Raw genomic sequence first — 20532 nt, forward strand, 5'->3', positions numbered from 1 at the left:
GGCTCCCGCGCGTCCAAAATGGATTTCGGGTCGTCGTCAGCCGGTCACTCGTCGTCGCCGTCGCGGTGCTCGGCCAGCGCCTCCTCGATCGTCAACTGCCCGTCCGCGACTCGGCGGGCCAGGCCCTCGCCGATGGCCCGGTTCGTCTCGCTTTGCTCCCGGGAGCGCTCTTTGATGCGCTTGAGTTCGCCCGCCGTGGGATCGATCTCGCGGGACTCGATCTCCTCGCCCTCGATGCGGGCGATGTTGACCGCCGCGAGCACGTCGCCCATGCCGCGGGTGCCCGTTCCGAGGTGTGGCGTCGTCCCGGTCTCGTCGACCAGTTCGACGGTCACGTCGCCCAGATCGTCGATGATCCGCGCCCCCAGCAGCCGCGCGCCGTCGCCGATCCGGACGAGCGGGTCGACCGCGTCGGCCAGCTCCTCGTGGACGGCCTCGGCGACCTGGTCGGCCGGCACCTGGAACGCGGCCACGACCATCTCGCCCGAGAGGACGGCGATGCCAGGCCGGTCACCGGGGTCGATCCCGACGACCAGCTTGCCGCCGTTGCCCCGCAGCAACGAGACCACCTCGTCGACGGCCGCACGCGGTGTCGCCGGATCCGCTCGCACGACTTCGACGCCCGCCGGCTCGTGACTCTCGTCGGCCGCCGTCACGACGACGCTGGTCTCGTCGGGCAGTTCCTCGCCCGGCTCGATCGTCGTGAAGTCGACGCCGCGGTCCCGCAGCTCGCCGACGACGCCGTGGTACACCTCGAAGTCCGCGGTTGCGACGACGATCACTAGTCGTCACTTGTCGCTCGCCTCCAAGTATCTACCGTCGCAGGTGCCGATCAGCGAACGCAGGTCACGCGTCGGTCGTCAGCGTTTAACCGCGCCTCACCGTAGCCGAGGACGTGAGCGAGTACGTTTCGACCGGCTGCGCGGAGATCGACGACCTGCTCGGTGGCGGGTTCGAGCGCGGCGCGGTCACTCAGATCTACGGCCCACCGGCAGCGGGCAAGACGAACCTCGCGCTCAGTGGCGCAGTCGAAGTGGCGGCCGCCGGCGAATCGGCGCTGTACATCGACACGGAGGGACTGTCGGCCGACCGGATGGAGCAGATCGCAGGGGCGCGCGCCGACGAGACGGACGAGACGCTCGCGGACCTGGCCGAACGGATCGTCGTCTCCGAGGCGCTCGACTTCGAGGACCAGGAGGTCGCCGTCCAGGACGCCGCGGAGCTGGCCTCGCAGGTCGAGTTGATCGTCCTCGACAGCGCGACCGGCTTCTACCGGCTCGAACGGGACGACGGCGACGGCGGCGAGGCGCTGCGAGACGTGGCCCGTCAGATCACGCACCTGCTCTCGCTGGCGCGCAAGCACGACCTGGCCGTGGCCGTCACGAATCAGGTCTTCGCGGACCCGGACAGCGACGGCACCCGAGCGCTGGGCGGCCACACGCTGAACCACTGGTCCGGCGCGATCGTCCGGCTCGACCGGTTCCGGGGCGGGAATCGGAGAGCGACACTGGAGAAACACCGCGCGAAGGCCGCGGGCGACACCGTCCAGTTCCGGATCACCGAGGCCGGTCTGGCCGGCGGACAGGACCGTTCGCTCGACTAGTCGCTCGGTCTGTCGTCTTCGCCCGCACTTTTCGGCTCGGGTCGGCACTGTCGACGACTCCTCCGCTCGCGAGGATGCAGACGGGTTCGATCAGTAGATCAGTTCGTCGTCGTTCTCGACCATGTACAGCGTCCGGGCGGCGATGTTGACGGCGTGATCGCCGACCCGTTCGAGGTCCCGAATCGTCAGCAGGAGACGCGACACGTCGTTCATCAGCTGTTCGATCTCCGCGTCGTCGGCACCGTCGCCGACCTCGCGCTCGATGAGGTCGCGGACGACCGCCTCCGAGGCGTCTTCACAGCGCTCGTCGATCTCGTCGTCCCGTTCGGCGATCTGGTAGCAGGCGTCGGTGTCCTCGTCGCGGTACCCCGCCATCGCGTCCTCGATCATCTCCAGGGTGTGGTCGGCGATGCCCTGGATGTCGACCTCGGGGAACATGTCCCGGTCGGCGGTGAGCGTGTACTCGCCGAGGTTGGTCGCCAGGTCGGCGACGCGTTCGAGGTCGGTGATGATCTTGAACGAGGCGGCGATGAAGCGCAGGTCACCGGCGACGGGCTGTTGGAGCGCCAGCAGGTCGACACAGTCCTGTTCGAGTTCGAGGTACATCTGGTTGATCTCGTCGTCGCCCTCGATGACTTCCCAGGCCAGCTCCTCGTCTTTCTGTTCGAGCGCGTCGAGTCCGACGCGGAACCGCTCCAGGACGACTTCGGACATGTAGAGGACGTCCTCCCGGAGCTCTTCGAGGCGTTCCTGATACGATTCGCGTGGCATGCACGGTCTTGCGCCGGACATCCGTATCAGGCTTTCCCTTCGACGAACTCCGGGCAGCTAATAGATCAGTTCGTCGTCGCTCTCAACCACCTTTTTGCGCGTCGGGTCAACCGAGCTGACCACTCGCGCAAAAACGTGGGTGAAAAGGCTGGCCCTCACTTCGCTCGGACCAGTGAACCCCGCTCGATTCACTCGCGGGGATGCAGACAGAGTCGATCAGTAGATCAGTTCGTCGTCGCTCTCGATCATGTAGAAGGTCCGGGCAGCGATGTTGACGGCGTGGTCGCCGACCCGTTCGAGGTCACGGACGGTCAGGAGAAACTGTTTGGTGTCTGCCAGCAGCGTCTCGTGGTCGTCGCCGGCCGCGTCGTACGCCGCCAGGTATCGCACGAGGTCGTCGGCCGCGGCCTCACAGCGCTGATCGAGGTCCGTGTCGCCGGCCACGATCGTCCGACACTGTTCCGGGTCCTCCTCGACGTAGGCCGCGATCGCGTCGGCCACCTGGCTGCTGGCCATGTCCGCGATGTCTGCGATCGGGACGACGGTGAGGCGGTCGCGCCCGGGCGTCCCGGCGTACCGGCCGATGTTGGCGGCGAGGTCGGCGATTCGCTCCAGATCGGTGAGGATCTTGAACGTCGCGACGACGAATCTGAGATCGCCGGCCACGGGCTGTTGGAGCGCCAGCAGATCGATACACTCGCTTTCGAGTTCGAGATACAGCTCGTTGATCTCGTCGTCGCGCTGGGCAATCTCCCGGCCGCCGTCCTCGTCGCCGTCCTCGTAGGCGCGTGCCGCCTCGCGGAGGCGCTCGACGACCAGCGTCGCCATCGACGTGACGCCCTCTTTCAGTGCTTCGAGCTCTGTTTCGTAGCGATCTCGTGTCATGTGTCGATTGCGCGGGGGGAACTCATACGGATTGTTGTCGCCGTTTGCCAGGTCGATCGCACGAGGTCGTGCGGTCGATCCGGGACAGATCGACAACAATCCGTCTCACTCGATCCGGACGCCCAGTCGGTCGGCCAGTTCGTAGAGGTCTGTGACCTCGTAGGTCGGCGTCGCCGAGAGGTCGAGGTCGGCCCGGTGGTCACGCCGGACGAACGCCGAGTCGATCCCGGCCCGCTGGGCGGCGACCACGTCTTTCTCGCTGTCGCCGACGTACAGCGCCGATCGCGTGCCGAGGTCGTCGAGTGCCTGCTCGATGTAGCTTGGGTCTGGCTTCTTGCGTCTCGCCCCGTCGATGGTGGGGACGCGTCCGTACGCGGTCTCGAAGTGCCGCCCGAGGTCGTGGTGGTCGAGGATGAACTCGATCGTCGCGTGCTGGTTGTTGCTGACGAGCCCGGTCGCGTGTGGGAGCGCTTCGAGGACCGCCGTGTCGTCGTAGAGGGACTTCTCGCCGCTGTGGATCGCCTCGCGCTGGATCGCACTGGCCTTCGCCTCCCGGCGTTGCCAGAACTCTGCGGGGTCGATGTCGAAGCGGCGTTCGAAGGCCTCGCCGGGTGGTCCGTCACTGGCGGCCATCTCGCGGGCGCGCTCCTCGTCGACCGATACGTCGAACGCCGCGAACGCCTCGCCGACGGCTTCGGCCAGCAGCCGTTCGTCGGTCCGTTCGATCAACACGCCGTCGTTGTCGAAGACGACGGCGTCGTAGTCGGGTGCCATCCGTCGGTGTTATCCGAACTTGCCGGTGATGTAGTCCTCGACGCGCTGGTGCTCGGGGTTCTCGAAGATCGACTGCGTGTCGCCGAACTCGACGAGTTCGCCGCCGGTGAGGAAGACGGCGGTCTTGTCCGAGATCCGGGCGGCCTGTTGCATGTTGTGTGTGACGATGACGACAGTAAACTCTTCGGCCAGTTCCTCGATGAGGTCCTCGATCTTCGAGGTGGCGATCGGGTCCAGCGCCGACGCCGGCTCGTCCATGAGGATCACGTCGGGATCGACGGCGATGGCCCGCGCGATACAGAGGCGCTGTTGTTGCCCACCCGAGAGGTCGAGCGCGGACTTGTCGAGCTGGTCCTCGACTTCGTCCCACAGCGCCGCTCGCTTGAGTGCCGTCTCGACCTTCTCGTCCAGGTTCTCGGTCTCGTCCTGGATCCGCAGGCCGTATGCGACGTTGTCGTAGATGCTCTTGGGGAAGGGGTTGGGGTGCTGGAACACCATCCCGATCCGGCGGCGCAGTGCGACCGGGTCCACGTCGTCGTCGTAGATGTTCTTCCCCTCGAAGTAGAGTTCGCCCTCGACCCTGGCGGCGTCGATGAGGTCGTTCATCCGGTTGATACACCGCAGGAACGTGGACTTCCCACAGCCCGATGGGCCGATCATCGCCGTCACCTGATTCTCTGGGATCGACATGGTGATGCCCTGTAGCGCCTGTACGTCGCCGTAGAAGACGTCCAGGTCCCGGGCCTCGATGACCTGCTCACGACCGGTCTGGGCACCGCCGTCGGTGCCGTCGACCTCGATCGACTGGTCGACGAGTGGCTCACCCGACGGGTCCGGGGTGGAAGTGGTCGCAGCGGCCGTGGGATCGGTACTGTCGTCGCTCGTCATCTCGTTCTGTGTCATGAATTGTCACTCTCGTTGATACCGGTTGCGGATGACGATCGCAGTCGCGTTCATCACCAGCAACACCGCCAGGAGCGTGATCACGCCAGCGGCGAGGACGCCGTGGCGAAACGCCGGCTCCAGTTCGCTCGACCAGCTGTAGATCTGTCGGGGCATCATACTCGCCACGTCGAAGAAGCCGTTCGGGGCGAGTCGCACCGACGCCGCCGCCCCGATCATCAGCAGCGGTGCCGTCTCGCCGATCGCGCGCCCGAGCGCCAGGATCGTCCCGGTGAGGATCCCCGGCAGCGCTTCGGGCAGGACGACCTGCCGGATCGTCTGCCAGCGGGTCGCCCCCATCCCGTAGGAGGCCTGTCGGAACGAGTCGGGCACCGAGCGGATCGCCTCCTGTGCGGAGATGATGACGATCGGCAGGATCAACAGGCCGACCGCGAGGCCGGCGACGACAATCGAGCCCTGGGGCCACTGGACGATCCGGATGAACAGTGCCAGTCCCAGCAGGCCGTAGACGACCGAGGGGACGCCGGCCAGGTTCCCGATGTTGATCTCGACGAGCGTGACGAACTTGCCCATCGGCCCCTCGGAGGGGGCGTACTCTTCGAGATAGATCGCCGCGCCGACGCCGACGGGGAACGTCGCCAGGACGATCACGATGATCATCATGATCGAGCCGACCATCGCGGGGTAGATCCCGGCGTCGGCGGCGGTCCGCGAGGTCGCACTGGTCAGGAACCCCCAGTCGAGCCAGGAGTCGGGACCGGCGAAGCCGGCGGCATCGACGACGACGCTGCCGACGGCCACGCCGAGGACGGCGATGACCGGGAAGGCCAGTCCGCGCACGCCTTCGCGACGGCGCACGACGCCCTCGACGTAGATGCCGACCGGCAGCGCGACGAACGCGACCAGCAGCATCCAGCCGCCGTAACCGATCCCGAGCGCCGGACCGGTGACGAGGCCGGCAAGCGCGCCGACGAGTGTCGCGCCGACGACCGCGAAGCCGGCCCGTCGAGAGTCGCGACGCCGGGCGACGAACACGCCGCCGGCCACGGCGAGTGGCGCGACCAGCGTCCCGAGGAGCAACAGCCAGTTGGTGGGCACGTACGGCAGGCGCAACAGCACTTCTCGCAGACTGATCACGCGGTGGTACAGCCCGAAGTCGACGCCCAGCGCCGCCGCCAGGTCGGTGACGAGCCAGTTGAACTGGGCCGGCGGGGTCCCCAGGACCGTCACGACCGGCGCGCCAAACAGCACGACGAGGCGTTCGAGGGCCGCGTTGGGCCGCAGGCGTCCGTGGGCGACGATCAGGCCGCCGGCCGCGACCAGCGAGGTCACCAGCGCGAACCACTCGAGGATCGAGAGCAACTCGATGAACATGACCGCGAACCCGCCCGTGAGCAAGACGCCGACCACGGGGAGGCCGCTGGTCACGTACGCGACCTCGCCGGCCGGTTCGTCGAGCCGGTAGTAGTACACCGCGAGCGCGGCCAGCGGGGCCAGCACGGTCGCGGCGTAGGTGAGGAGCCACCCGCTGTCGGCCGAGAGCGGTCTGAACGCGTCGTTGGCGACGAACAGCAAGAGGAGCAACACGGAGACGAGCCCGAACGCGGTCGCCGCGAGGCAGGTCGCCTCGAACGCTCGCCCGCGGAGGTGGTTGACCGAGCTGTCGTCGCCGTGCCAGTCGACGTCCGGTTCCGTCGTCGCCATCAGTGCTCACCCATCGTTGTGTCGTTCATTCGTACTCCTCCCGGTATCGGGCTGCGATGCGGTTGCTCACGAGGTTCAGCAGGAACGTGATCACAAACAGCGTCAGCCCGATCGCGAACATGCTGCTGAACCCGAGCTGACTGACGCTGTCGGCGCTGTTGATCTGGACCATCGCGGCCGTCATCGGCTGGAACCCCTGCCAGAGGTTCTGGAGGGGCTCCGCGAGGTTCAGCATCCGGGGCTGACTGCCGGCCGCGACCACGACGATCATCGTCTCGCCGATGGCTCGCGACAGCGCGAGGATGAACGAGGAGAAGATCCCCGACGCCGCCGCGGGCAAGACCACGCCGGTGGTCACCTCGAACTTCGTCGCTCCCATCCCGTAGCCGGCCCGCCGCAGCGAGTCCGGGACGGAGCTCATGGCGTCTTCGCTCAGGCTGGACACCATCGGGATGATCATGATCCCGACCATGATCGACGGGCTGAGAATGTTGAAGGTGTTGACCGGCAGGCCGATCGTCCGCAGGAACGGCGTCACGTAGACGAGCGCGAAGATCCCGTAGACGACGGTCGGAATCCCCGCGAGGACTTCCAGACCGGGCTTTAACACCGAGCGCATCCGGTCGCTGGCGTACTCGCTGAGATACACCGCCGCCGCGACGCCGGTCGGCAGGGCGATCAGCGCGGAGATCACCGTCACCAGCAGGGTGCCACTCAACAGCGGGAGCAGCCCGTAGACGTTCCGGCTGAGGAGAAACTCCGTCCCGCCGAAGAACTCGAGCGGGTTCACGAGCGTGAAGAAGGTGATCGCGTCCCGCGCGAGCAACACGACGATGCTGATCGTCACGAGGATCGACAGCGCCGCACACAGCAACAGGACGTACCGGTACATCCGTTCGCGCGCCGCACGCCCGCGTGGTCTGGACGTGATATCCGGTTCGGGCGTCTCGGCGCTCATCGTGTTCGCCTCCGTGTGTTCTCCATGTGTGTGTCCTGAGACAGCACTGTTCTATCCGGCGACCTCTTCGAGCTTGGCGAGGTTCTCGTCGCGTTGCTCGGCGCTGGACGGGACGTAGCCGATGTCCTGTACCACGTCCGTTTCGGACTGTTCGAGGTAGTACCGGACGTACTCGTACACTTCCTCGCGCTGGAGCGCCGACTCGGCGACGTAGAGAAAGAGCGGCCGCGCCATCGGGTAGGAGCCGTCCTTGGCGTTCGGGAGGCTCGGGGATGTACACTCCCCGTCTGCCTCGACCTTGACGTCGATCGCCTTGACGGCTTCCGAGTTCGAGTTGTAGTACGCGTAGCCGAAGTATCCCATGCCGCCTTCGTTGTCGCGGATCCCCCGAACGATCGTCTCGTCTTCTTCGGTCGGCTGGTAGTCGGTCGTGTGCTGGGTCTCCTCGCCGACGACGTTCTCGTTGAACCAGTCGAAGGTCCCGGAGGTCGACGCCGGACCGTAGAGTTCGAGTTTCCGGTCGGGCCAGTCATCGCGTACGTCCGACCAGTGGGTAACGTCGTTGTCGCTCCAGATCTGGCGCAGTTCCTCGAAGCTCATGCACTCGACCCACTCGGCGTCGTTGTTGACGGCCATCGTCAGCGCGTCGCCAGCGACCTGGAACTCGATCGGTTCCACGTCGTTGGTCGTACACTGCTCGACCTCGGCGTCCGTGATCGGCCGTGACGCGCCGTTGATGTCGGAGTCGCCGGCACAGAACCAGTTTTCGAAGCCGCCACCGCTCCCGGTCGGGTCGACGGTGACGTTGACGTTCCCGTGGTCCTCCATGAACTCCTCGGCCATCGTGTCGGATATCGGAAAGACAGTACTGCTCCCTTTCACGATGACCTGCCCGGAGAGACCGTCGCCGCCACCACCGTCGTCGGAACCGCCGCCCCACGCGTCCCGACGCGTGTTCTGGACACAGCCCGACAGCGCCGTCACACCGGCCAACCCTCCGGCGATAAATTTCCGACGCGAAACGTCCCTGTTGGGGTCCCGTGTCATCGTCTGAAGCGTACTCAGGGGTGAATAAGTACTCTACTATGAAGAGTACCAAACTGTACGTAGTCTATATAGGAGTATGTTTGGTATAGATATCCATGGAGAGAAAAACGCAAGTTACACCGCCGTTACTCCCTCGTTCCGGGCAGTCCGGAACTGGTTCTCCTCTCCCGGTACTGCCCCGGAACCACTCTCTGAGACGGTTCTCCGTCGTCGACGCCCGTTTTGTTCTCTCCGAAACCTCTCGTATTGTTGTCGCTATATAGTTCCCTATGGGTTTATGTTGTTCTGGGCGCGAGAGGGATCTATGGAGACGCGAAAGGTGCAGGTGACGGGTGGATCGACGTACACCGTCTCGCTTCCTAAAGAATGGGCGACAGAAAACGACGTGAGCGCCGGGAGCGTCGTGGAGTTTCACGCCGAAGAGGACCTCCTCCTGCTCTCGCCCCGCCGCGAGAACGGGCGCGTCGAGGGGACGCTGGACATCAGCGGTCTCGACGAGGACCACGAGCTCACCCGCGCGGTGATGACGATGTACGTGAGCGGCTTCGACGTCATCACGCTGGAGACGCCCCGGATCTCGCCGAAACAGCGCCGCGTGGTCCGCGACGCCGTCCAGGGGCTCGTGGGGCTGGAAGTGATCGAGGAGACCTCCGATCGGGTCGTCCTGCAGGACCTGCTCGACTCCTCGGAGCTGTCGGTCCACAACGCCATCACGCGGATGCAACTGGTCTCGCTGACGATGCTGGAAGACGCCATCGACGCCCTCGTCGAGGACGACGACGACCTCGCGGCCGACGTGATCCACCGCGACGAGGACGTGGACCGTCTCTGGTACATGGTCTCGCGCGTGTTCCGGACAGTGTTGCGGAATCCGACGGCGGCGACCGAGATCGGCTTCCCCCGAGAGACCGTCTTCGACTACCAGTCCAGCGCCCGCCAGCTGGAGCGCATCGCCGACCACGCGACGAAGATCGCCGAGCTGTCCCGCGAGATCGACGCCATCAGCGGCGAGACCGGCGAGAAGCTCCGGACGCTCCGCGAGGAAGCCGCGACCGTGCCCGAAACCGCGATGGAGGCGCTGCTGGCCGACGACTCCGAGGAAGCCGTCGAGCAGGCCAACCAGGCCCGTGGCACCATCGAGGACGTCGACGCGATGGCCCGCGAGGTCGACGAACAGGTCCGGGAGGCCGACCCCCAGAGCGCCCAGGTGCTCGGGCTGGTCGTCGACTCGCTGTCCCGGACCGCCGACTACGGCGGGAACATCGCCGAGAGCGCACTTCAGAAGGCCGCACCGCGTCCCTGAGACGGCCGCCCTCGGCTACTCGTAGTACTGGCGGAGCGCCGAAGCGGCTCCGTCCGCGGTCTTTCGGTACACTCGTTGTCCGTCCGGCGTCCGGACGGCGTACTCGTAGGTCCGGCTGTCGGGCTCGTACCAGCGGTCCTCGTGTCGATCGAGGATCCGCGGCGACCCGCCGTCGGTTTCGGAGGGGAGTTGCGCCTCAGGGTCGTTCGTCACTTCCGTGTCGTCACCGTCGACTTCACTGGTATCGGTGCTCCGGAGTGGCCCCGCCTCGACGAGCAGGTCGCCGTCGATCGGGTACGGTTCGATCAGGCCGGCCACCGGTTCGTCCTGGCTGGCGGCCGCCCGTGTCTGTTCCATCAGCACGTCCTGCGTACTGACGGCCGACTCGTCTCCGGGCCGTCGCTGCTCGTAGCTCCCATCAGACTGCATCTCCCACACGTGACGGTTGTCGGCCAGCGTCAGTTCGAGCACGAACTTCAGCTGTCGCCGGATCGTCGGATCGTCGACGGGCGTGACCGCTTCGACCCGGTAGTCGAGGTTCCGGGTCATCCAGTCGGCGCTGCCGATGAAGTACCGCGGATCGCCCACCGTCTCGGCCGCCGCGGGGTCGTCGGGCGCGGCTCCGTTCTCGAAGTAGAAGATCCGCGAGTGTTCCAGGAACCGCCCGACGAGGCTGTACACGTCGACGTTCTCGCTGACGCCCTCGACGCCGGGACGCAGCCGACAGATGTCGCGGACGATCAGGTCGACGTCGACGCCCGCCATCGCGGCGCGGTACAGTTCCTCGACGATGGCCGGATCTTCGAGCCCGTTGACCTTGACGACGATCCGGGCCGGGTGTCCCGCCTGCGCGTACCGGGCTTCCCGTCGGATGTACCGCGTGAACCGCTCGCGCATCGTCACCGGCGCGATCAGGAGCTTCCGAAACTGCTCGTCCAGCGAGGGGCCGGTAAAGAAGTTGAACACCGTCACGAGGTCCTGTCCGATGTCCTGGTCGGCGGTCAGCAGGCCGAGATCGACGTAGCCTTTCGCGGTCTCGGAGTGGTAGTTGCCCGTGCCGACGTGAGAGTACAGCTCCACGCCGTCGTCCTCCTCGCGGACGACCAGCGCCGTCTTCGTGTGGGTCTTCAGCCCGATCGTCCCGTAGGCGACGTGAATGCCGTGTTCTTCGAGCGTCCGGACCCATTCGAGGTTGTTCTGCTCGTCGAAGCGAGCCTTCAGCTCGACCATCACCGCCACCTGCTTGCCGTTCTCGGCCGCGTCGATCAGCGACTGGATCACCTGCGAGTCGCTCGTCGTCCGGTAGATCGCGGCCTTCACCGCCAGCACGTCGGGGTCGGTCGCCGCCTCGTGGAGGAACGACTGGACGGTCTGGGTGAAGTCGTGGTACGGGTGATGGAGGAGGATGTCCGTCTCGCCGACCCGCTCGAACACGCTCTGGTGTTTCGTGGTGTGTTCGCCGATCGCGGTCCGGTCGGTCGCGGTCAGCTGGGGGTGTGGTCTGGGCGTCCAGGCGTCGCGTTGCAGCGCCGGCCGATCGAGGTCGACGAGGCGGTCGAACTCCCGGTAGTCCAGCGGCCCCTCCCGCTCGTAGATCTCGCGTTCGTCCAGCTCCAGTTGCTCCTGTAGCGTTTCGCGAGCGAACGTGTGGGCGTCGGCCTCGATTTCGAGCCGCACGACGGAGGCGAACCGGCGCTGTTCGAGGACCTCCTCGATCATGTCGATCAGGTCCTCCGCGATCTCCTCGTCGCGCCTGACCTCGGCGTTGCGCGTCAGCCGGAACAGCGCCGTGTCGACGATCTCGACGTTGGGCAAGAGTAAGTCGAGGTTGTTGCGAATCACCGCCTCGATCGGGACGTATCGCGCACCGGCTTCGAGTTCGACTAGCCGCGGCCGATTGGGCGGGATCTTCACCCGAGTGAAGGTCAGTTCCTCGCCGGGGGACTGGCGCGTGACGATCGCCAGCGACAGCGACCGGTTCGAGATGAACGGGAACGGGTGGGCCGGGTCGAACGACAGCGGCGTCAGCGTCGGCAACACCGAGTCCTCGAAGTACGTCCGCAGACGCGCTCGCTCGTCGGCCGCCAGCGCCGAGTAGTCGAGGATCTCGATGCCGGCGTCGGCCAGCGCCGGTCTGATCGTCTCCCGGTAACACGCCGTCTGCGCGGCCAGCATCGGCCGCAGTTCGTCGTGGATCTCTCGCCACTGTTCCAGCGGCGTTCGGCCGTCGGGGGTACGGTCGGTGACGCCGGCCTCGATCTGTTGTTTGAGGCCGCCGACCCGTTTCATCACGAACTCGTCGATGTTGCGTGTGAAAATCGACAGAAACCGGACCCGTTCCAGCAACGGCGTCCGTTCGTCCTCGGCCTCGTGGAGCACCCGCTTCTGGAACTCCAGCTCGCTGAGTTCGCGGTTGAGATACAGCGACGGATCCGCGAGGTCCACGTCGTCCGGCTCGAAGGGCTCGATACCGACGCCGTCCTGGTCGCGCTCGCCGTCCATCTCACTCCTCCACCGCCGGACGCGGGTCGACGATACTGTCGGCGCTGCGCTCGACGTACGTCTCCGGTGGCTCGACGGAGACGAACTCCCCGGTCGAACACCGATAGGCCGTCAGCTGTCCCCCGTAGACACAGCCGGTGTCGAGCCCGACCGCCCACGGCGTGGCGAACGGCTGTGCCAGCACGGTGTGGCCGAAAAACACCTTCCGCCCGCCGTTTCGGGTCTCGAACCAGTAGGGTCGGTCGTAGCTGCCGTCCGGGACCAGCGAGCGGTTGTTCAGCAGCTCCTCGGCGCTGTGCTCGGCCAGTGGCTTGCGGTGGTCGATCCCGCCGTGGACGACGAGCGCGCCGTCCCAGGAGACGACGAGGGGCATCGACTCGACGAAGGCCAGGTCGTCGTCGTCGAGCGCGTCGATCGACGCCCGGCCGTCGAGGAGCTTCTGCTCGTTGTTGCCCCTGACGCTGAGCAGGTTGTCCCGTTCGCGGACCAGCGACAGTGCGCGTCGACTGTCCGGCCCCTTCCTGACGAGGTCGCCGACGAAGACGAACAGGCTCCGGCCGTTGTCGAGCCGGTCGAGGAGCCGTTCGAGCGTCTCCGCACAGCCGTGTACGTCGCCGACGACGTACACCTCGTCCCAGCGGGACACGTCGATCTGGCGGTGCTGTTTCGCGACGGCTGGTTCGAATGAGAGTGTTGCTGTCATCGTGTCCTGTCCGAATCGTCCGGACCGAGACGAGCGCCGTTGTAACTGGTTTATAATTGGGCTCCCGAGCGGTACATATCGGTACGTATCGCAATCGAAACGATGTGCGTACTGATCGCACCGCTGTCGTGCGATCGGGTGTGCGCCGACTTTCGATGGTTACTGCCGTCGTTTTCCGGCGCGTCCCGCAGGTGACCGTCGTCGTGCAGCGTCCGAAAAGTGGGGTCTGGTGGCCCCAACTGGGATGGCGTGACGTGACGGGATACCCCGGGCTCGTGGGGTGGCGTGTCGACCGCGGATCGGGCACAGTCCGCGGCGTGGGGAATACACGCCACCTGAGACTCTGCCGGGACGTGGTAAAAGCGTCGCTAAGAGGTGTCCGGACCGCTACCGAGAGCTATTGTGACTATAGTAGCAATTGAAAATCAATGCACACCCGATCGCACGGCGAAAGTGCGATCGGTGTGTCAATCGTTTCAATTGTTACTATATCGAAACGGTTTCGACGGATTACTCGATCAGGACTGCGTTGACCTGTCCGTCCTGACCGGGGCGGGAGGTGACGCGGGCCCGGCCCTCGCTGGTCTCGACGATCGCACCCTTGGTCACGATGTTTCGGCGAGCGTAGTTCGGGTCGGAGGCGTTCTCGACGACGTCCTCGATGGTGGCCTCGACGACCTCGCCGCCGTCTGCGACGCTGGCGACGTTGGTGGTGACGGCGCGGAACTTCTCGGTGTTACCGCGTGCGTCGACGGTCTTGAGCTTCTGGTCGCCGACGGTCGTCTCGGTGGACTCGTTGCCCAGTTCGTACTTTCGCTTGTTGCGCGACGGGCGAACGCGACCGCCGGTCCGCTTGCGTGTGGAGCGTCCCTGATCTTTCATACGGTAGGGATAGCCCAGCGGCTACTTGAAGCGTTCGATGACGAGCCGCCAGCGACCGACACCCTGATACGCCGCCCAGCCACACGTCTCGGCGATGAGTCTCCGCCGCGCCGTCGCCGCACCGTTCGCCAAAGACGGGAGCGATCGACTCGGAGAGAGCGAGTTCGTCGTCGCGCTGTCGCTCGACCGCGACTGGTTCTCGCCGGACCAGGCCAAGCGTCTCGTCGACGTGGCCGCCAGCGAGGGGCTCGTCGAGCGCGAGGGCGACGACCTCGTCGTCACCTTCGATCCGTCGGAGGTCTCGCTGCCCGACGGGTTCGCCCCCGACGAGTCGATCCTCCGCGAGCGGTCGACGTTCGAGCGCGTCCTCGCCGCCGTCGTCCAGCACGGCGAGGACAAACAGTCGGCGGTCGCGGCGATCAACCGACTCCAGGACGAGCTGGGCGTCACTCTGGAGGCTGCCGCCGTCGTCTACGCCCGTCGGCAGGGGATCGACGTGGCCGAATTCGCAGAGCGCATACGAGGTGATCTGTGATGGTCGAGGATCGAATTACCGACGGTAAACGCGTCGCACAGCTGCTCGCGTCGGAGCTGACGGGACTGGAAACGCCGCCGCTGGATCGGGTCGGCGTCGTCGACGCCACGCCGGAGGTCGAGCCGACGGCGGACGGAACTGCGGCCTACGGCGTCGCGATCGACGGCGACCGGATCGGGACCGTGACGGTCTTTCCCGACGGTGCGACCCTCTCCGTCGACGGCTCGCTGCCCGAGGCGTTCGAGCCCGCGGACGGGATCGATGTCGAGCGCGGCGACGAGGGGGTCGTGGTCCGGATCGAGCACGCGGCGGCCGTCAAAGGTGCCGTCGACGCACTCGTCGCGATCACGGCCGCGTAGGCCCGGAGCTACCGCGAGACCGGCGATTCGACGAGCTTTCTGGAGGTCCAGGCGATGAACCCGGTGAGAATGAGCACGGAACCAAGCACCGCGAGCGCCGCGGCCGCGAGCCAGACGGCCGTGGCAAAGCCCAGTATCGGCCCCAGCAGGGCCACGGTGATCGGCGAGAAGACTACCAGCAGCGATCCGATGCCGACGATGCGGCGCTGCTCGCGCGTGAGGTCGACGCCGAGGGTGAAAATCTCCCAGCCGTCCTCTGGCTCCGGGGCCGCCAGTCCGACGGAGAACAGCGGGATCCCGACGAACACGAGCACGCCGGAGACGACGGAGGTCCAGAAGGTGTTTGCCAGCGGGAGTCCGAGCAGGGCCCCGACCAACACGAGTGCGAAGCCGCCGACGAGGCCGATCGGGCGGAGACGGGTATCATCGAGCACGGCGTCGAGGTCGGGCAGTTCCCGCGCGACGTGCTCGATGTCGAGCGAACGGTCCATAGCCGGGCCGACGGAAGCCAGCGATTTATAGACCCCGGTCCCCGTATCAAAAATCATAACACCGCCCCCCGTTCCCGGCAGGCGCGTGAAAACTGGGGCCACGGTGGGCCGGCACGGAAGGAAACGCTTGTGTCGGTCGCCGACGCCAGACCGGCCATGGGATTTTTCGATCGACTCGGCCAGCGAATCACGGCCGCGGACAGCGTCGTCTCCGTCGGCCTCGACCCGGACCCCGACCGACTGCCCGACTGTGTCGCCGACGCGGAGCTGCCCCGCTGGGCGTTCAACCGCCGCGTCATCGACGCGACCCACGAACACGCGGCCTGCTACAAGCCCAACGCCGCCTTCTACGAGGACGCGGACGGGTGGCGCGCGCTCGAAGAGACGATCGCCTACGCCCACGGCAAGGACGTGCCAGTGTTGCTGGACGCAAAGCGCGGCGACATCGGAAACACCGCCCGTCAGTACGCCACGGCACTCGACCTGGCGGACGCGATCACGGTCAACCCCTACATGGGCGGTGACTCGCTGGCTCCGTTCCTCCAGCGCGAAGACGGCGGCGTGTTCGTCCTCTGTCGCACGTCGAACTCTGGCGGGGCGGACCTCCAGGACCTCGAACTGGCGTCGGGCGGGCCGCTGTACGAGCGGGTGGCGAGGCTGGCCGAGACCTGGAACGAGCGGGGGAACGTCGGCCTCGTCGTCGGCGCGACCAACCCCGACGAACTCGCGGGGATTCGCGAGGTGGTCCCCGACCTGCCCTTCCTCGTCCCCGGTGTCGGTGCCCAGGGCGGCGACGCCGAGGCGGCCGTCGAGCACGGTCTGGCCGACGGCGTCGGGCTCGTCAACTCCTCGCGAGGCATCATCTTCGCCGGTGAAGACGCGGGACGCGGCGCGGGCAGCGACGAAGACGCGTACTTCGGCGCGGCCGAGCAGGCGGCCCGCCGGCTCAAAGAGCGACTGAACGAGCACCGCGACTAGTTCTCGTATATAAATCTTCGGCCGTCGTTCCGGCTCTGAAGTCGTGGGTGCGTTTATACGGTGGTGTGGGGCGTTGCTTCGAGTGCCGCACGACGACAGCTCCACACGCGACTGCTCGCACGCCCACCCGTCCCAGACCGACGAGGTCGCCGCTGACATCCCCACCCCTCCAAATCCCACCCACCGTACCGCGCTCGTCGGTCGCTGCCGCCGGTAGCTCCCGCCCCTCACCCGCAACCGTCCGCCGGCCCGGCCGGACTCCCCTCCACCGTCCGCCGTGCCACATTCGCCGGCCTCTGTGTCCGGTCCCTCCACCCTCCGCCCCCTCCACGGTCCCGCCAGCACCGACCGCCCCGCTGTCGTCCCGTGTGGCCCTCCAAACGCTCACGGATCCGCACCGACCGCTCCGTCTCAGAACTCGTAGGTGTCGACGCCGTCGGGCAGGTCCTCCGACGCCGGCTGCCGGTCCGGCTGACTCCCGGCCTCGCCCAGACAGGCGGTACAGATGCCGTCGCTCTCGGCGTAGTGGTTCTCACAGACCTGTCTCCCGCACAGATCACAGGCGTCCTCGCTGGTCGCGCTCTCACAGATCTCACAGAGTCCGGTGACGCTCATGCTACACAGTAGCATGCCCAGCGGCGAGAGGCTTACGGTCGTGGGTCCCGAACTCCGACTGTGCAGTACGACCGTCTCACTACGGGACTGGCCGTCGTGCTCGGTGGACTGACCGTCGTCCTGACGGTGGTGGGCCTGGTCGAAAGCCCCGCCGTCCTCGTCCTCGCGTCGACGTTCGGCGTGGCGACGTACTTCGTCTACTACCACGCCAGCGGGCGGATGGCGGATCGGGTCTACCGGCGGGTCGAACAGCAGGCCAGGGTCGACGGCGGTCGCCAGCGACGGACCGGCGCTGGCCCGCGCAAGGAGTGGGAACCGCCGCGCGACGGTGCGAGCGCCCGCCAGGCAGGCGGGGGCGCGCGTGCTCGACAGACTGGCGGTTCGCGGCGACAGCGGGGCCAGCGACGCAAGCGACGCGAGCGACGGACCCGCGCGCCGTCGGCGAGCAACGAGATCAGCGCGACGGAGGCCTACAGCCGGCTCGGCCTCGATCCGGGTGCCGATCAGTCCTCGGTCAAGGCCGCGTACCGTCAGAAAGTCAAAGAGGTCCATCCCGACACCGACAGCGGCGACGAGCAGTCGTTCAAACGCGTCAAAGAGGCCTACGAGCGGCTGAACGACTGACCGTCTCGGAGCAGGAGTCGATACCAGTCCGGCCCTCAGTCGTCGTCGAGCAACACGGCGTCGACGTACTCGGCTGCCGTCTGGCGTGCGGTCGCCAGGGTGTCCGCTTCGTCGAGGACGACTGCACGGGTGCGAGCGCCGTCGACGATCATCATGAGCGCGCGTGCGACGTGCTCGGAGTCGACCGGCGAGAAGACCCCTTCCCTGACGCCGTGGTCGATCACTGTCCGGAGCATGTAGCGGACGTACTCGTCGTTTTGCTGGAACCGCTCGCCGAACGTCTCGTTGTAGGGTGCCTGACTGCGCATCTCCAGCATCGCGATCAGCAGATCCTGGTGGTCCTCCGCGTCGGCGATCAACTTATCGATCAGTAAGTCGAGCCGCTGTTCGGGGTCGGTCGTCTCCACGTCGTGGACCGCCGCCGCGAACTGATCGAGGATGTAGTCCAGAAACGCCGCGAGGAGGTCTTCTTTCGTCTCGTAGTGGTAGTGTACGGCGGCGGTCGTCTTGCCGTACTCCTCCGCGATGCGCTTGATCGTCAGATCGGCGTAGCCGTGGTCTCGGAGCGCGCGATAGGTCGCGCGCATGATCGCTTCGTCCGACTCCGAGAGTGATCTGTCCGGCGGTTCGGCCATTGCTATAACGTATAGCCAGTCCTGCATAACGCTTTTGACCGCCGAACGATCGCGGGCCAGTCTTCGATCGACCGTACTCGTCGTGTCGCCGTGGCTGTGGTCGCTGTCCGCTTCCAAAGGCTTTTGACTAAACAGTCAGTAAGTGGAATATCGACCGACATGGAGGACGAACCAGCTACCGAGATTCTACACGCGACGTATCGTGCGCTCTGTGAGCACGGCTACGCGAATCTCACCGTGCAGGACATCGCTGCCGAGGCCGACAGGAGCACCGCCTCTATTCACTACCACTACGACGACAAAGACCAGCTGTTCGTCGCCTTCCTCGATTATCTGTACGACCGATACACCGAGCGGCTGGCCGACGCAGGCGGGGACTCGCCGCGGGAACGGCTCGACGCGCTGTTCGAGGTGTCGTGTCGCGCGGATCCGGACGGCCAACAGCAGGCGTTTCGCACGGCGATGCTCGAAGTGATGGCACAGGCACCCTACGACGATGCCATCCGCGAGCGCCTCGCAGAGTTCGACACACTCCTGTTCGAGCGGTTCCAGGAGATCCTGGAAGCCGGCATCGAGACGGGCGCGTTCGACGAGCGCGTCGATCCGGCCGCCGCTGCGGAGTTTCTGACTGCGACGATCACCGGGGCACACACGCGAGAGATCGCGACCGGCACGCCGTCCGACCGCCTCTACGCGACGGTGACACAGTACACCGAGCGGCACCTGCTGGCTGAGGGGCCGACGGGAGGTGCGGACTGATGGGACTCCTCGACCGGATTCGCTCGATGTTCAGAGGTCCCGAAGAGTTCGACCTCACCTCTGGGAGCATCGGCAAACCGCTCTTTTTCCTGTCGATGCCGATCGTGATCACGAACCTCTTCCAGACGGCCTACAACCTCGCGGACACCTTCTGGCTCGGCCAGTACAGCACGGACGCACTGGCCGCGATCTCCTTCGCGTTCCCGATGGTGTTCCTGCTCATCTCGCTGGGCATGGGCATCTCCGTCGCCGGGAGCGTGCTCGTCGCACAGTACACGGGTGCCGACGAGGAGCGAGAGGCGGAGTACGCGGCGTCTCAGACGGTGACCTTCGCGGCTATCGCGTCGATCGTGCTCGGCGTCGTCGGCTTCTTCGCCGTCGAGACGTTCCTCGGCGTGATGGGCGCGTCCCAGGACGTGTTGCCCCTGGCGACGAGCTACATGGAAGTGATCTCGCTCGGACTGCTCTTCATGTTCGGCTTCGCCGTGTTCATCGCGCTCATGCGGGGCTACGGCGACACCATCACCCCGATGGTCGTGATGTTCGGTTCGGTGGTGCTCAACATCGTCATCGACCCGTTCCTGATCTTCGGCTTCGAGAGCAACCCGCTGTTCGCGATGCTCGATCTGGGGGGGCTCGAAGCGACGCTGCTGGCGGCGACGGGCTACACGGGCTCCGGTATCACCGGCGCGGCCATCGCGACGATCTTCTCGCGGGCGGTCGCACTCGTCGTCGGTCTCGCGATCATGTTCAGGGGGACCCGCGGCGTCCAGATCCACCTCGGCGACATGGTGCCCGACCTCGACTACCTCCCACGGCTCGTCCGAATCGGGCTGCCAGCGTCGATCGAGGGGATGGGACGGGCGCTGTCGATGAACCTCCTGCTGTTCATCGTCGCGTTCTTCCCCGACGCCGTCGTCGCCGCCTACGGCATCGGGACGCGCGTGTTCTCGGTGATCTTCCTGCCGGCGATCGCCGTCGCCCGCGGTGTCGAGACGATGACCGGCCAGAACATGGGCGCGGACAAACCCGACCGCGCCCAGCGAGCGACCGGGCTCGCCGCGACGGTCCTCTTCGGCGTGCTCTCGGCCGCGGGGATCCTCGTCTTCTTCGTCGCCGCACCCATCGCCGACGTGTTCACGACCGATCCCGAGGTCGTCGACGTCGCGACGCAGTTCCTGCGCTACGTCGCGCTGACCTTCGGCTTCATCGGGATCATGCGGGCGTACACGGGGAGTTTCCGCGGAGCCGGCAAGACACTCACCGCCGCGGCGATCTCCGTGCTGATGCTCGGGATCATCCGGTTCCCGATCGCGTGGTTCGCGGCCGGCGAGATCGGCGAGACTGGGATCTGGCTCTCCTTCGCGATCTCGAACGTCGCCGGTGCGGTGATCGCCTACGGGTGGTATCGCCGCGGGACGTGGCGTGACAACGATCTCACCGAAGACGGCGTCGACCTCGACGACGCGGGGATGGAGCCCGCGACGACGGACGACTGACC

22 protein-coding genes are annotated in these 20532 nt (G+C 66.4%); 8 read left to right on the forward strand and 14 right to left on the reverse strand.

Annotation, left to right across the window (positions count from 1 at the left end):
• Positions 1–44 precede the first annotated feature (44 nt).
• Entirely contained in the window at positions 45–782 is a 738-nt protein-coding gene (locus tag AC5FRZ_RS05945) for a hypothetical protein (protein WP_372479341.1), read from the reverse strand.
• Positions 783–895: 113 nt separating this feature from the next.
• Here AC5FRZ_RS05945 and radB point away from each other — a divergent pair, with 113 nt between their 5' ends.
• A complete protein-coding gene (gene radB, locus AC5FRZ_RS05950) occupies positions 896–1603 on the forward strand; it encodes a DNA repair and recombination protein RadB (protein WP_372479340.1) in 708 nt (235 codons plus the stop codon).
• A 90-nt stretch (positions 1604–1693) separates the two neighbouring features.
• Here radB and phoU (AC5FRZ_RS05955) read toward each other — a convergent pair whose 3' ends face one another.
• The 7 genes from phoU (AC5FRZ_RS05955) to AC5FRZ_RS05985 all read right to left on the reverse strand — a co-directional run bounded on the left by phoU (AC5FRZ_RS05955) (position 1694) and on the right by AC5FRZ_RS05985 (position 8645).
• Positions 1694–2374: a phosphate signaling complex protein PhoU gene (gene phoU / locus AC5FRZ_RS05955; RefSeq protein WP_372479339.1), complete on the reverse strand. Its 681-nt coding sequence runs from the start codon at positions 2372–2374 to the stop codon at positions 1694–1696.
• A gap of 216 nt (positions 2375–2590) precedes the next feature.
• Positions 2591–3259: a phosphate signaling complex protein PhoU gene (gene phoU, locus AC5FRZ_RS05960; RefSeq protein WP_493564153.1), complete on the reverse strand. Its 669-nt coding sequence runs from the start codon at positions 3257–3259 to the stop codon at positions 2591–2593.
• Positions 3260–3364: 105 nt separating this feature from the next.
• Positions 3365–4033, reverse strand: a complete 669-nt coding sequence (locus tag AC5FRZ_RS05965) for an HAD family hydrolase (protein ID WP_372479338.1) — start codon at positions 4031–4033, stop codon at positions 3365–3367.
• A 9-nt stretch (positions 4034–4042) separates the two neighbouring features.
• The gene (gene pstB / locus AC5FRZ_RS05970) at positions 4043–4936 is read right to left on the reverse strand and encodes a phosphate ABC transporter ATP-binding protein PstB (protein WP_493564154.1); all 894 of its coding nucleotides are present in this window, start codon (positions 4934–4936) and stop codon (positions 4043–4045) included.
• A gap of 6 nt (positions 4937–4942) precedes the next feature.
• Positions 4943–6640: a phosphate ABC transporter permease PstA gene (gene pstA, locus AC5FRZ_RS05975; RefSeq protein ID WP_493564155.1), complete on the reverse strand. Its 1698-nt coding sequence runs from the start codon at positions 6638–6640 to the stop codon at positions 4943–4945.
• Between the two features lie 25 nt (positions 6641–6665).
• Positions 6666–7598, reverse strand: coding sequence for a phosphate ABC transporter permease subunit PstC (gene pstC / locus AC5FRZ_RS05980; RefSeq protein ID WP_170093829.1), 933 nt, complete (start codon positions 7596–7598; stop codon positions 6666–6668).
• A gap of 51 nt (positions 7599–7649) precedes the next feature.
• A complete protein-coding gene (locus tag AC5FRZ_RS05985) occupies positions 7650–8645 on the reverse strand; it encodes a PstS family phosphate ABC transporter substrate-binding protein (protein WP_493564156.1) in 996 nt (331 codons plus the stop codon).
• Positions 8646–8949: 304 nt separating this feature from the next.
• Here AC5FRZ_RS05985 and AC5FRZ_RS05990 point away from each other — a divergent pair, with 304 nt between their 5' ends.
• Positions 8950–9948: a phosphate uptake regulator PhoU gene (locus tag AC5FRZ_RS05990; RefSeq protein WP_153552946.1), complete on the forward strand. Its 999-nt coding sequence runs from the start codon at positions 8950–8952 to the stop codon at positions 9946–9948.
• Between the two features lie 15 nt (positions 9949–9963).
• On the opposite strand, the gene ppk1 is transcribed toward AC5FRZ_RS05990, so the two are convergent.
• The 3 genes from ppk1 to AC5FRZ_RS06005 form a co-directional block, all read right to left on the reverse strand.
• Complete coding sequence (gene ppk1 / locus AC5FRZ_RS05995) at positions 9964–12450, reverse strand: polyphosphate kinase 1 (RefSeq protein ID WP_493564157.1); 2487 nt, start codon at positions 12448–12450, stop codon at positions 9964–9966.
• A gap of 1 nt (position 12451) precedes the next feature.
• Positions 12452–13153 (reverse strand): metallophosphoesterase family protein, encoded by a 702-nt coding sequence (locus tag AC5FRZ_RS06000; RefSeq protein WP_170093832.1) that lies wholly within the window; start codon positions 13151–13153, stop codon positions 12452–12454.
• 510 nt (positions 13154–13663) lie between these two features.
• Complete coding sequence (locus AC5FRZ_RS06005; RefSeq protein WP_015762753.1) at positions 13664–14035, reverse strand: 30S ribosomal protein S8e; 372 nt, start codon at positions 14033–14035, stop codon at positions 13664–13666.
• 94 nt (positions 14036–14129) lie between these two features.
• Between AC5FRZ_RS06005 and AC5FRZ_RS06010 the strand changes: the two genes are divergently transcribed.
• Positions 14130–14570 carry a DUF2240 family protein gene (locus tag AC5FRZ_RS06010; RefSeq protein ID WP_372479332.1) on the forward strand — a complete coding sequence of 147 codons (441 nt, stop codon included), beginning with the start codon at positions 14130–14132 and terminating at the stop codon, positions 14568–14570.
• Positions 14570–14929 (forward strand): DUF7993 family protein, encoded by a 360-nt coding sequence (locus AC5FRZ_RS06015; protein WP_170093834.1) that lies wholly within the window; start codon positions 14570–14572, stop codon positions 14927–14929. The genes AC5FRZ_RS06010 and AC5FRZ_RS06015 overlap by 1 nt, the downstream gene beginning before the upstream one ends.
• Positions 14930–14937: 8 nt before the next feature.
• On the opposite strand, the gene AC5FRZ_RS06020 is transcribed toward AC5FRZ_RS06015, so the two are convergent.
• Positions 14938–15420 carry a hypothetical protein gene (locus AC5FRZ_RS06020; RefSeq protein ID WP_372479330.1) on the reverse strand — a complete coding sequence of 161 codons (483 nt, stop codon included), beginning with the start codon at positions 15418–15420 and terminating at the stop codon, positions 14938–14940.
• A 156-nt stretch (positions 15421–15576) separates the two neighbouring features.
• Here AC5FRZ_RS06020 and pyrF point away from each other — a divergent pair, with 156 nt between their 5' ends.
• A complete protein-coding gene (gene pyrF / locus AC5FRZ_RS06025) occupies positions 15577–16398 on the forward strand; it encodes an orotidine-5'-phosphate decarboxylase (RefSeq protein ID WP_493564158.1) in 822 nt (273 codons plus the stop codon).
• Positions 16399–16809: 411 nt separating this feature from the next.
• Here the strand turns inward: pyrF and AC5FRZ_RS06030 are convergent, their stop codons facing one another.
• Positions 16810–17013, reverse strand: a complete 204-nt coding sequence (locus tag AC5FRZ_RS06030) for a hypothetical protein (protein WP_170093836.1) — start codon at positions 17011–17013, stop codon at positions 16810–16812.
• Positions 17014–17073: 60 nt separating this feature from the next.
• Between AC5FRZ_RS06030 and AC5FRZ_RS06035 the strand changes: the two genes are divergently transcribed.
• On the forward strand, positions 17074–17637 hold the full coding sequence (locus tag AC5FRZ_RS06035; protein ID WP_493564159.1) for a J domain-containing protein: 564 nt from the start codon (positions 17074–17076) through the stop codon (positions 17635–17637).
• 35 nt (positions 17638–17672) lie between these two features.
• Here the strand turns inward: AC5FRZ_RS06035 and AC5FRZ_RS06040 are convergent, their stop codons facing one another.
• Positions 17673–18272 (reverse strand): TetR/AcrR family transcriptional regulator, encoded by a 600-nt coding sequence (locus AC5FRZ_RS06040; protein WP_153552961.1) that lies wholly within the window; start codon positions 18270–18272, stop codon positions 17673–17675.
• 159 nt (positions 18273–18431) lie between these two features.
• Between AC5FRZ_RS06040 and AC5FRZ_RS06045 the strand changes: the two genes are divergently transcribed.
• Both AC5FRZ_RS06045 and AC5FRZ_RS06050 read left to right on the forward strand, forming a co-directional pair.
• A complete protein-coding gene (locus tag AC5FRZ_RS06045; RefSeq protein WP_208628265.1) occupies positions 18432–19031 on the forward strand; it encodes a TetR/AcrR family transcriptional regulator in 600 nt (199 codons plus the stop codon).
• A complete protein-coding gene (locus tag AC5FRZ_RS06050; protein WP_493564160.1) occupies positions 19031–20530 on the forward strand; it encodes an MATE family efflux transporter in 1500 nt (499 codons plus the stop codon). Before AC5FRZ_RS06045 ends, AC5FRZ_RS06050 begins: the two co-directional genes overlap by 1 nt.
• Positions 20531–20532 lie beyond the last annotated feature (2 nt).

The sequence above is a fragment of the Halomicrobium sp. HArcht1-1 genome (assembly GCF_058933285.1).

Excerpts from the sequence above, each read along its gene's own strand:
- AC5FRZ_RS06040 (WP_153552961.1), bottom strand. The coding sequence starts at position 18,272 with ATGGCCGAACCGCCGGACAGATCACTCTCGGAGTCGGACGAAGCGATC.
- ppk1 (WP_493564157.1), bottom strand. The coding sequence starts at position 12,450 with ATGGACGGCGAGCGCGACCAGGACGGCGTCGGTATCGAGCCCTTCGAG.
- AC5FRZ_RS05990 (WP_153552946.1), top strand. The coding sequence starts at position 8,950 with ATGGAGACGCGAAAGGTGCAGGTGACGGGTGGATCGACGTACACCGTC.
- pstC (WP_170093829.1), bottom strand. The coding sequence starts at position 7,598 with ATGAGCGCCGAGACGCCCGAACCGGATATCACGTCCAGACCACGCGGG.
- AC5FRZ_RS06020 (WP_372479330.1), bottom strand. The coding sequence starts at position 15,420 with ATGGACCGTTCGCTCGACATCGAGCACGTCGCGCGGGAACTGCCCGAC.
- AC5FRZ_RS06010 (WP_372479332.1), top strand. The coding sequence starts at position 14,130 with ATGAGTCTCCGCCGCGCCGTCGCCGCACCGTTCGCCAAAGACGGGAGC.
- phoU (WP_493564153.1), bottom strand. The coding sequence starts at position 3,259 with ATGACACGAGATCGCTACGAAACAGAGCTCGAAGCACTGAAAGAGGGC.
- pstA (WP_493564155.1), bottom strand. The coding sequence starts at position 6,640 with ATGGCGACGACGGAACCGGACGTCGACTGGCACGGCGACGACAGCTCG.
- AC5FRZ_RS05985 (WP_493564156.1), bottom strand. The coding sequence starts at position 8,645 with ATGACACGGGACCCCAACAGGGACGTTTCGCGTCGGAAATTTATCGCC.
- AC5FRZ_RS06015 (WP_170093834.1), top strand. The coding sequence starts at position 14,570 with ATGGTCGAGGATCGAATTACCGACGGTAAACGCGTCGCACAGCTGCTC.
- AC5FRZ_RS06000 (WP_170093832.1), bottom strand. The coding sequence starts at position 13,153 with ATGACAGCAACACTCTCATTCGAACCAGCCGTCGCGAAACAGCACCGC.
- AC5FRZ_RS06045 (WP_208628265.1), top strand. The coding sequence starts at position 18,432 with ATGGAGGACGAACCAGCTACCGAGATTCTACACGCGACGTATCGTGCG.
- phoU (WP_372479339.1), bottom strand. The coding sequence starts at position 2,374 with ATGCCACGCGAATCGTATCAGGAACGCCTCGAAGAGCTCCGGGAGGAC.
- pyrF (WP_493564158.1), top strand. The coding sequence starts at position 15,577 with ATGGGATTTTTCGATCGACTCGGCCAGCGAATCACGGCCGCGGACAGC.
- AC5FRZ_RS05965 (WP_372479338.1), bottom strand. The coding sequence starts at position 4,033 with ATGGCACCCGACTACGACGCCGTCGTCTTCGACAACGACGGCGTGTTG.
- pstB (WP_493564154.1), bottom strand. The coding sequence starts at position 4,936 with ATGACACAGAACGAGATGACGAGCGACGACAGTACCGATCCCACGGCC.
- AC5FRZ_RS06050 (WP_493564160.1), top strand. The coding sequence starts at position 19,031 with ATGGGACTCCTCGACCGGATTCGCTCGATGTTCAGAGGTCCCGAAGAG.
- AC5FRZ_RS06005 (WP_015762753.1), bottom strand. The coding sequence starts at position 14,035 with ATGAAAGATCAGGGACGCTCCACACGCAAGCGGACCGGCGGTCGCGTT.
- AC5FRZ_RS06030 (WP_170093836.1), bottom strand. The coding sequence starts at position 17,013 with ATGAGCGTCACCGGACTCTGTGAGATCTGTGAGAGCGCGACCAGCGAG.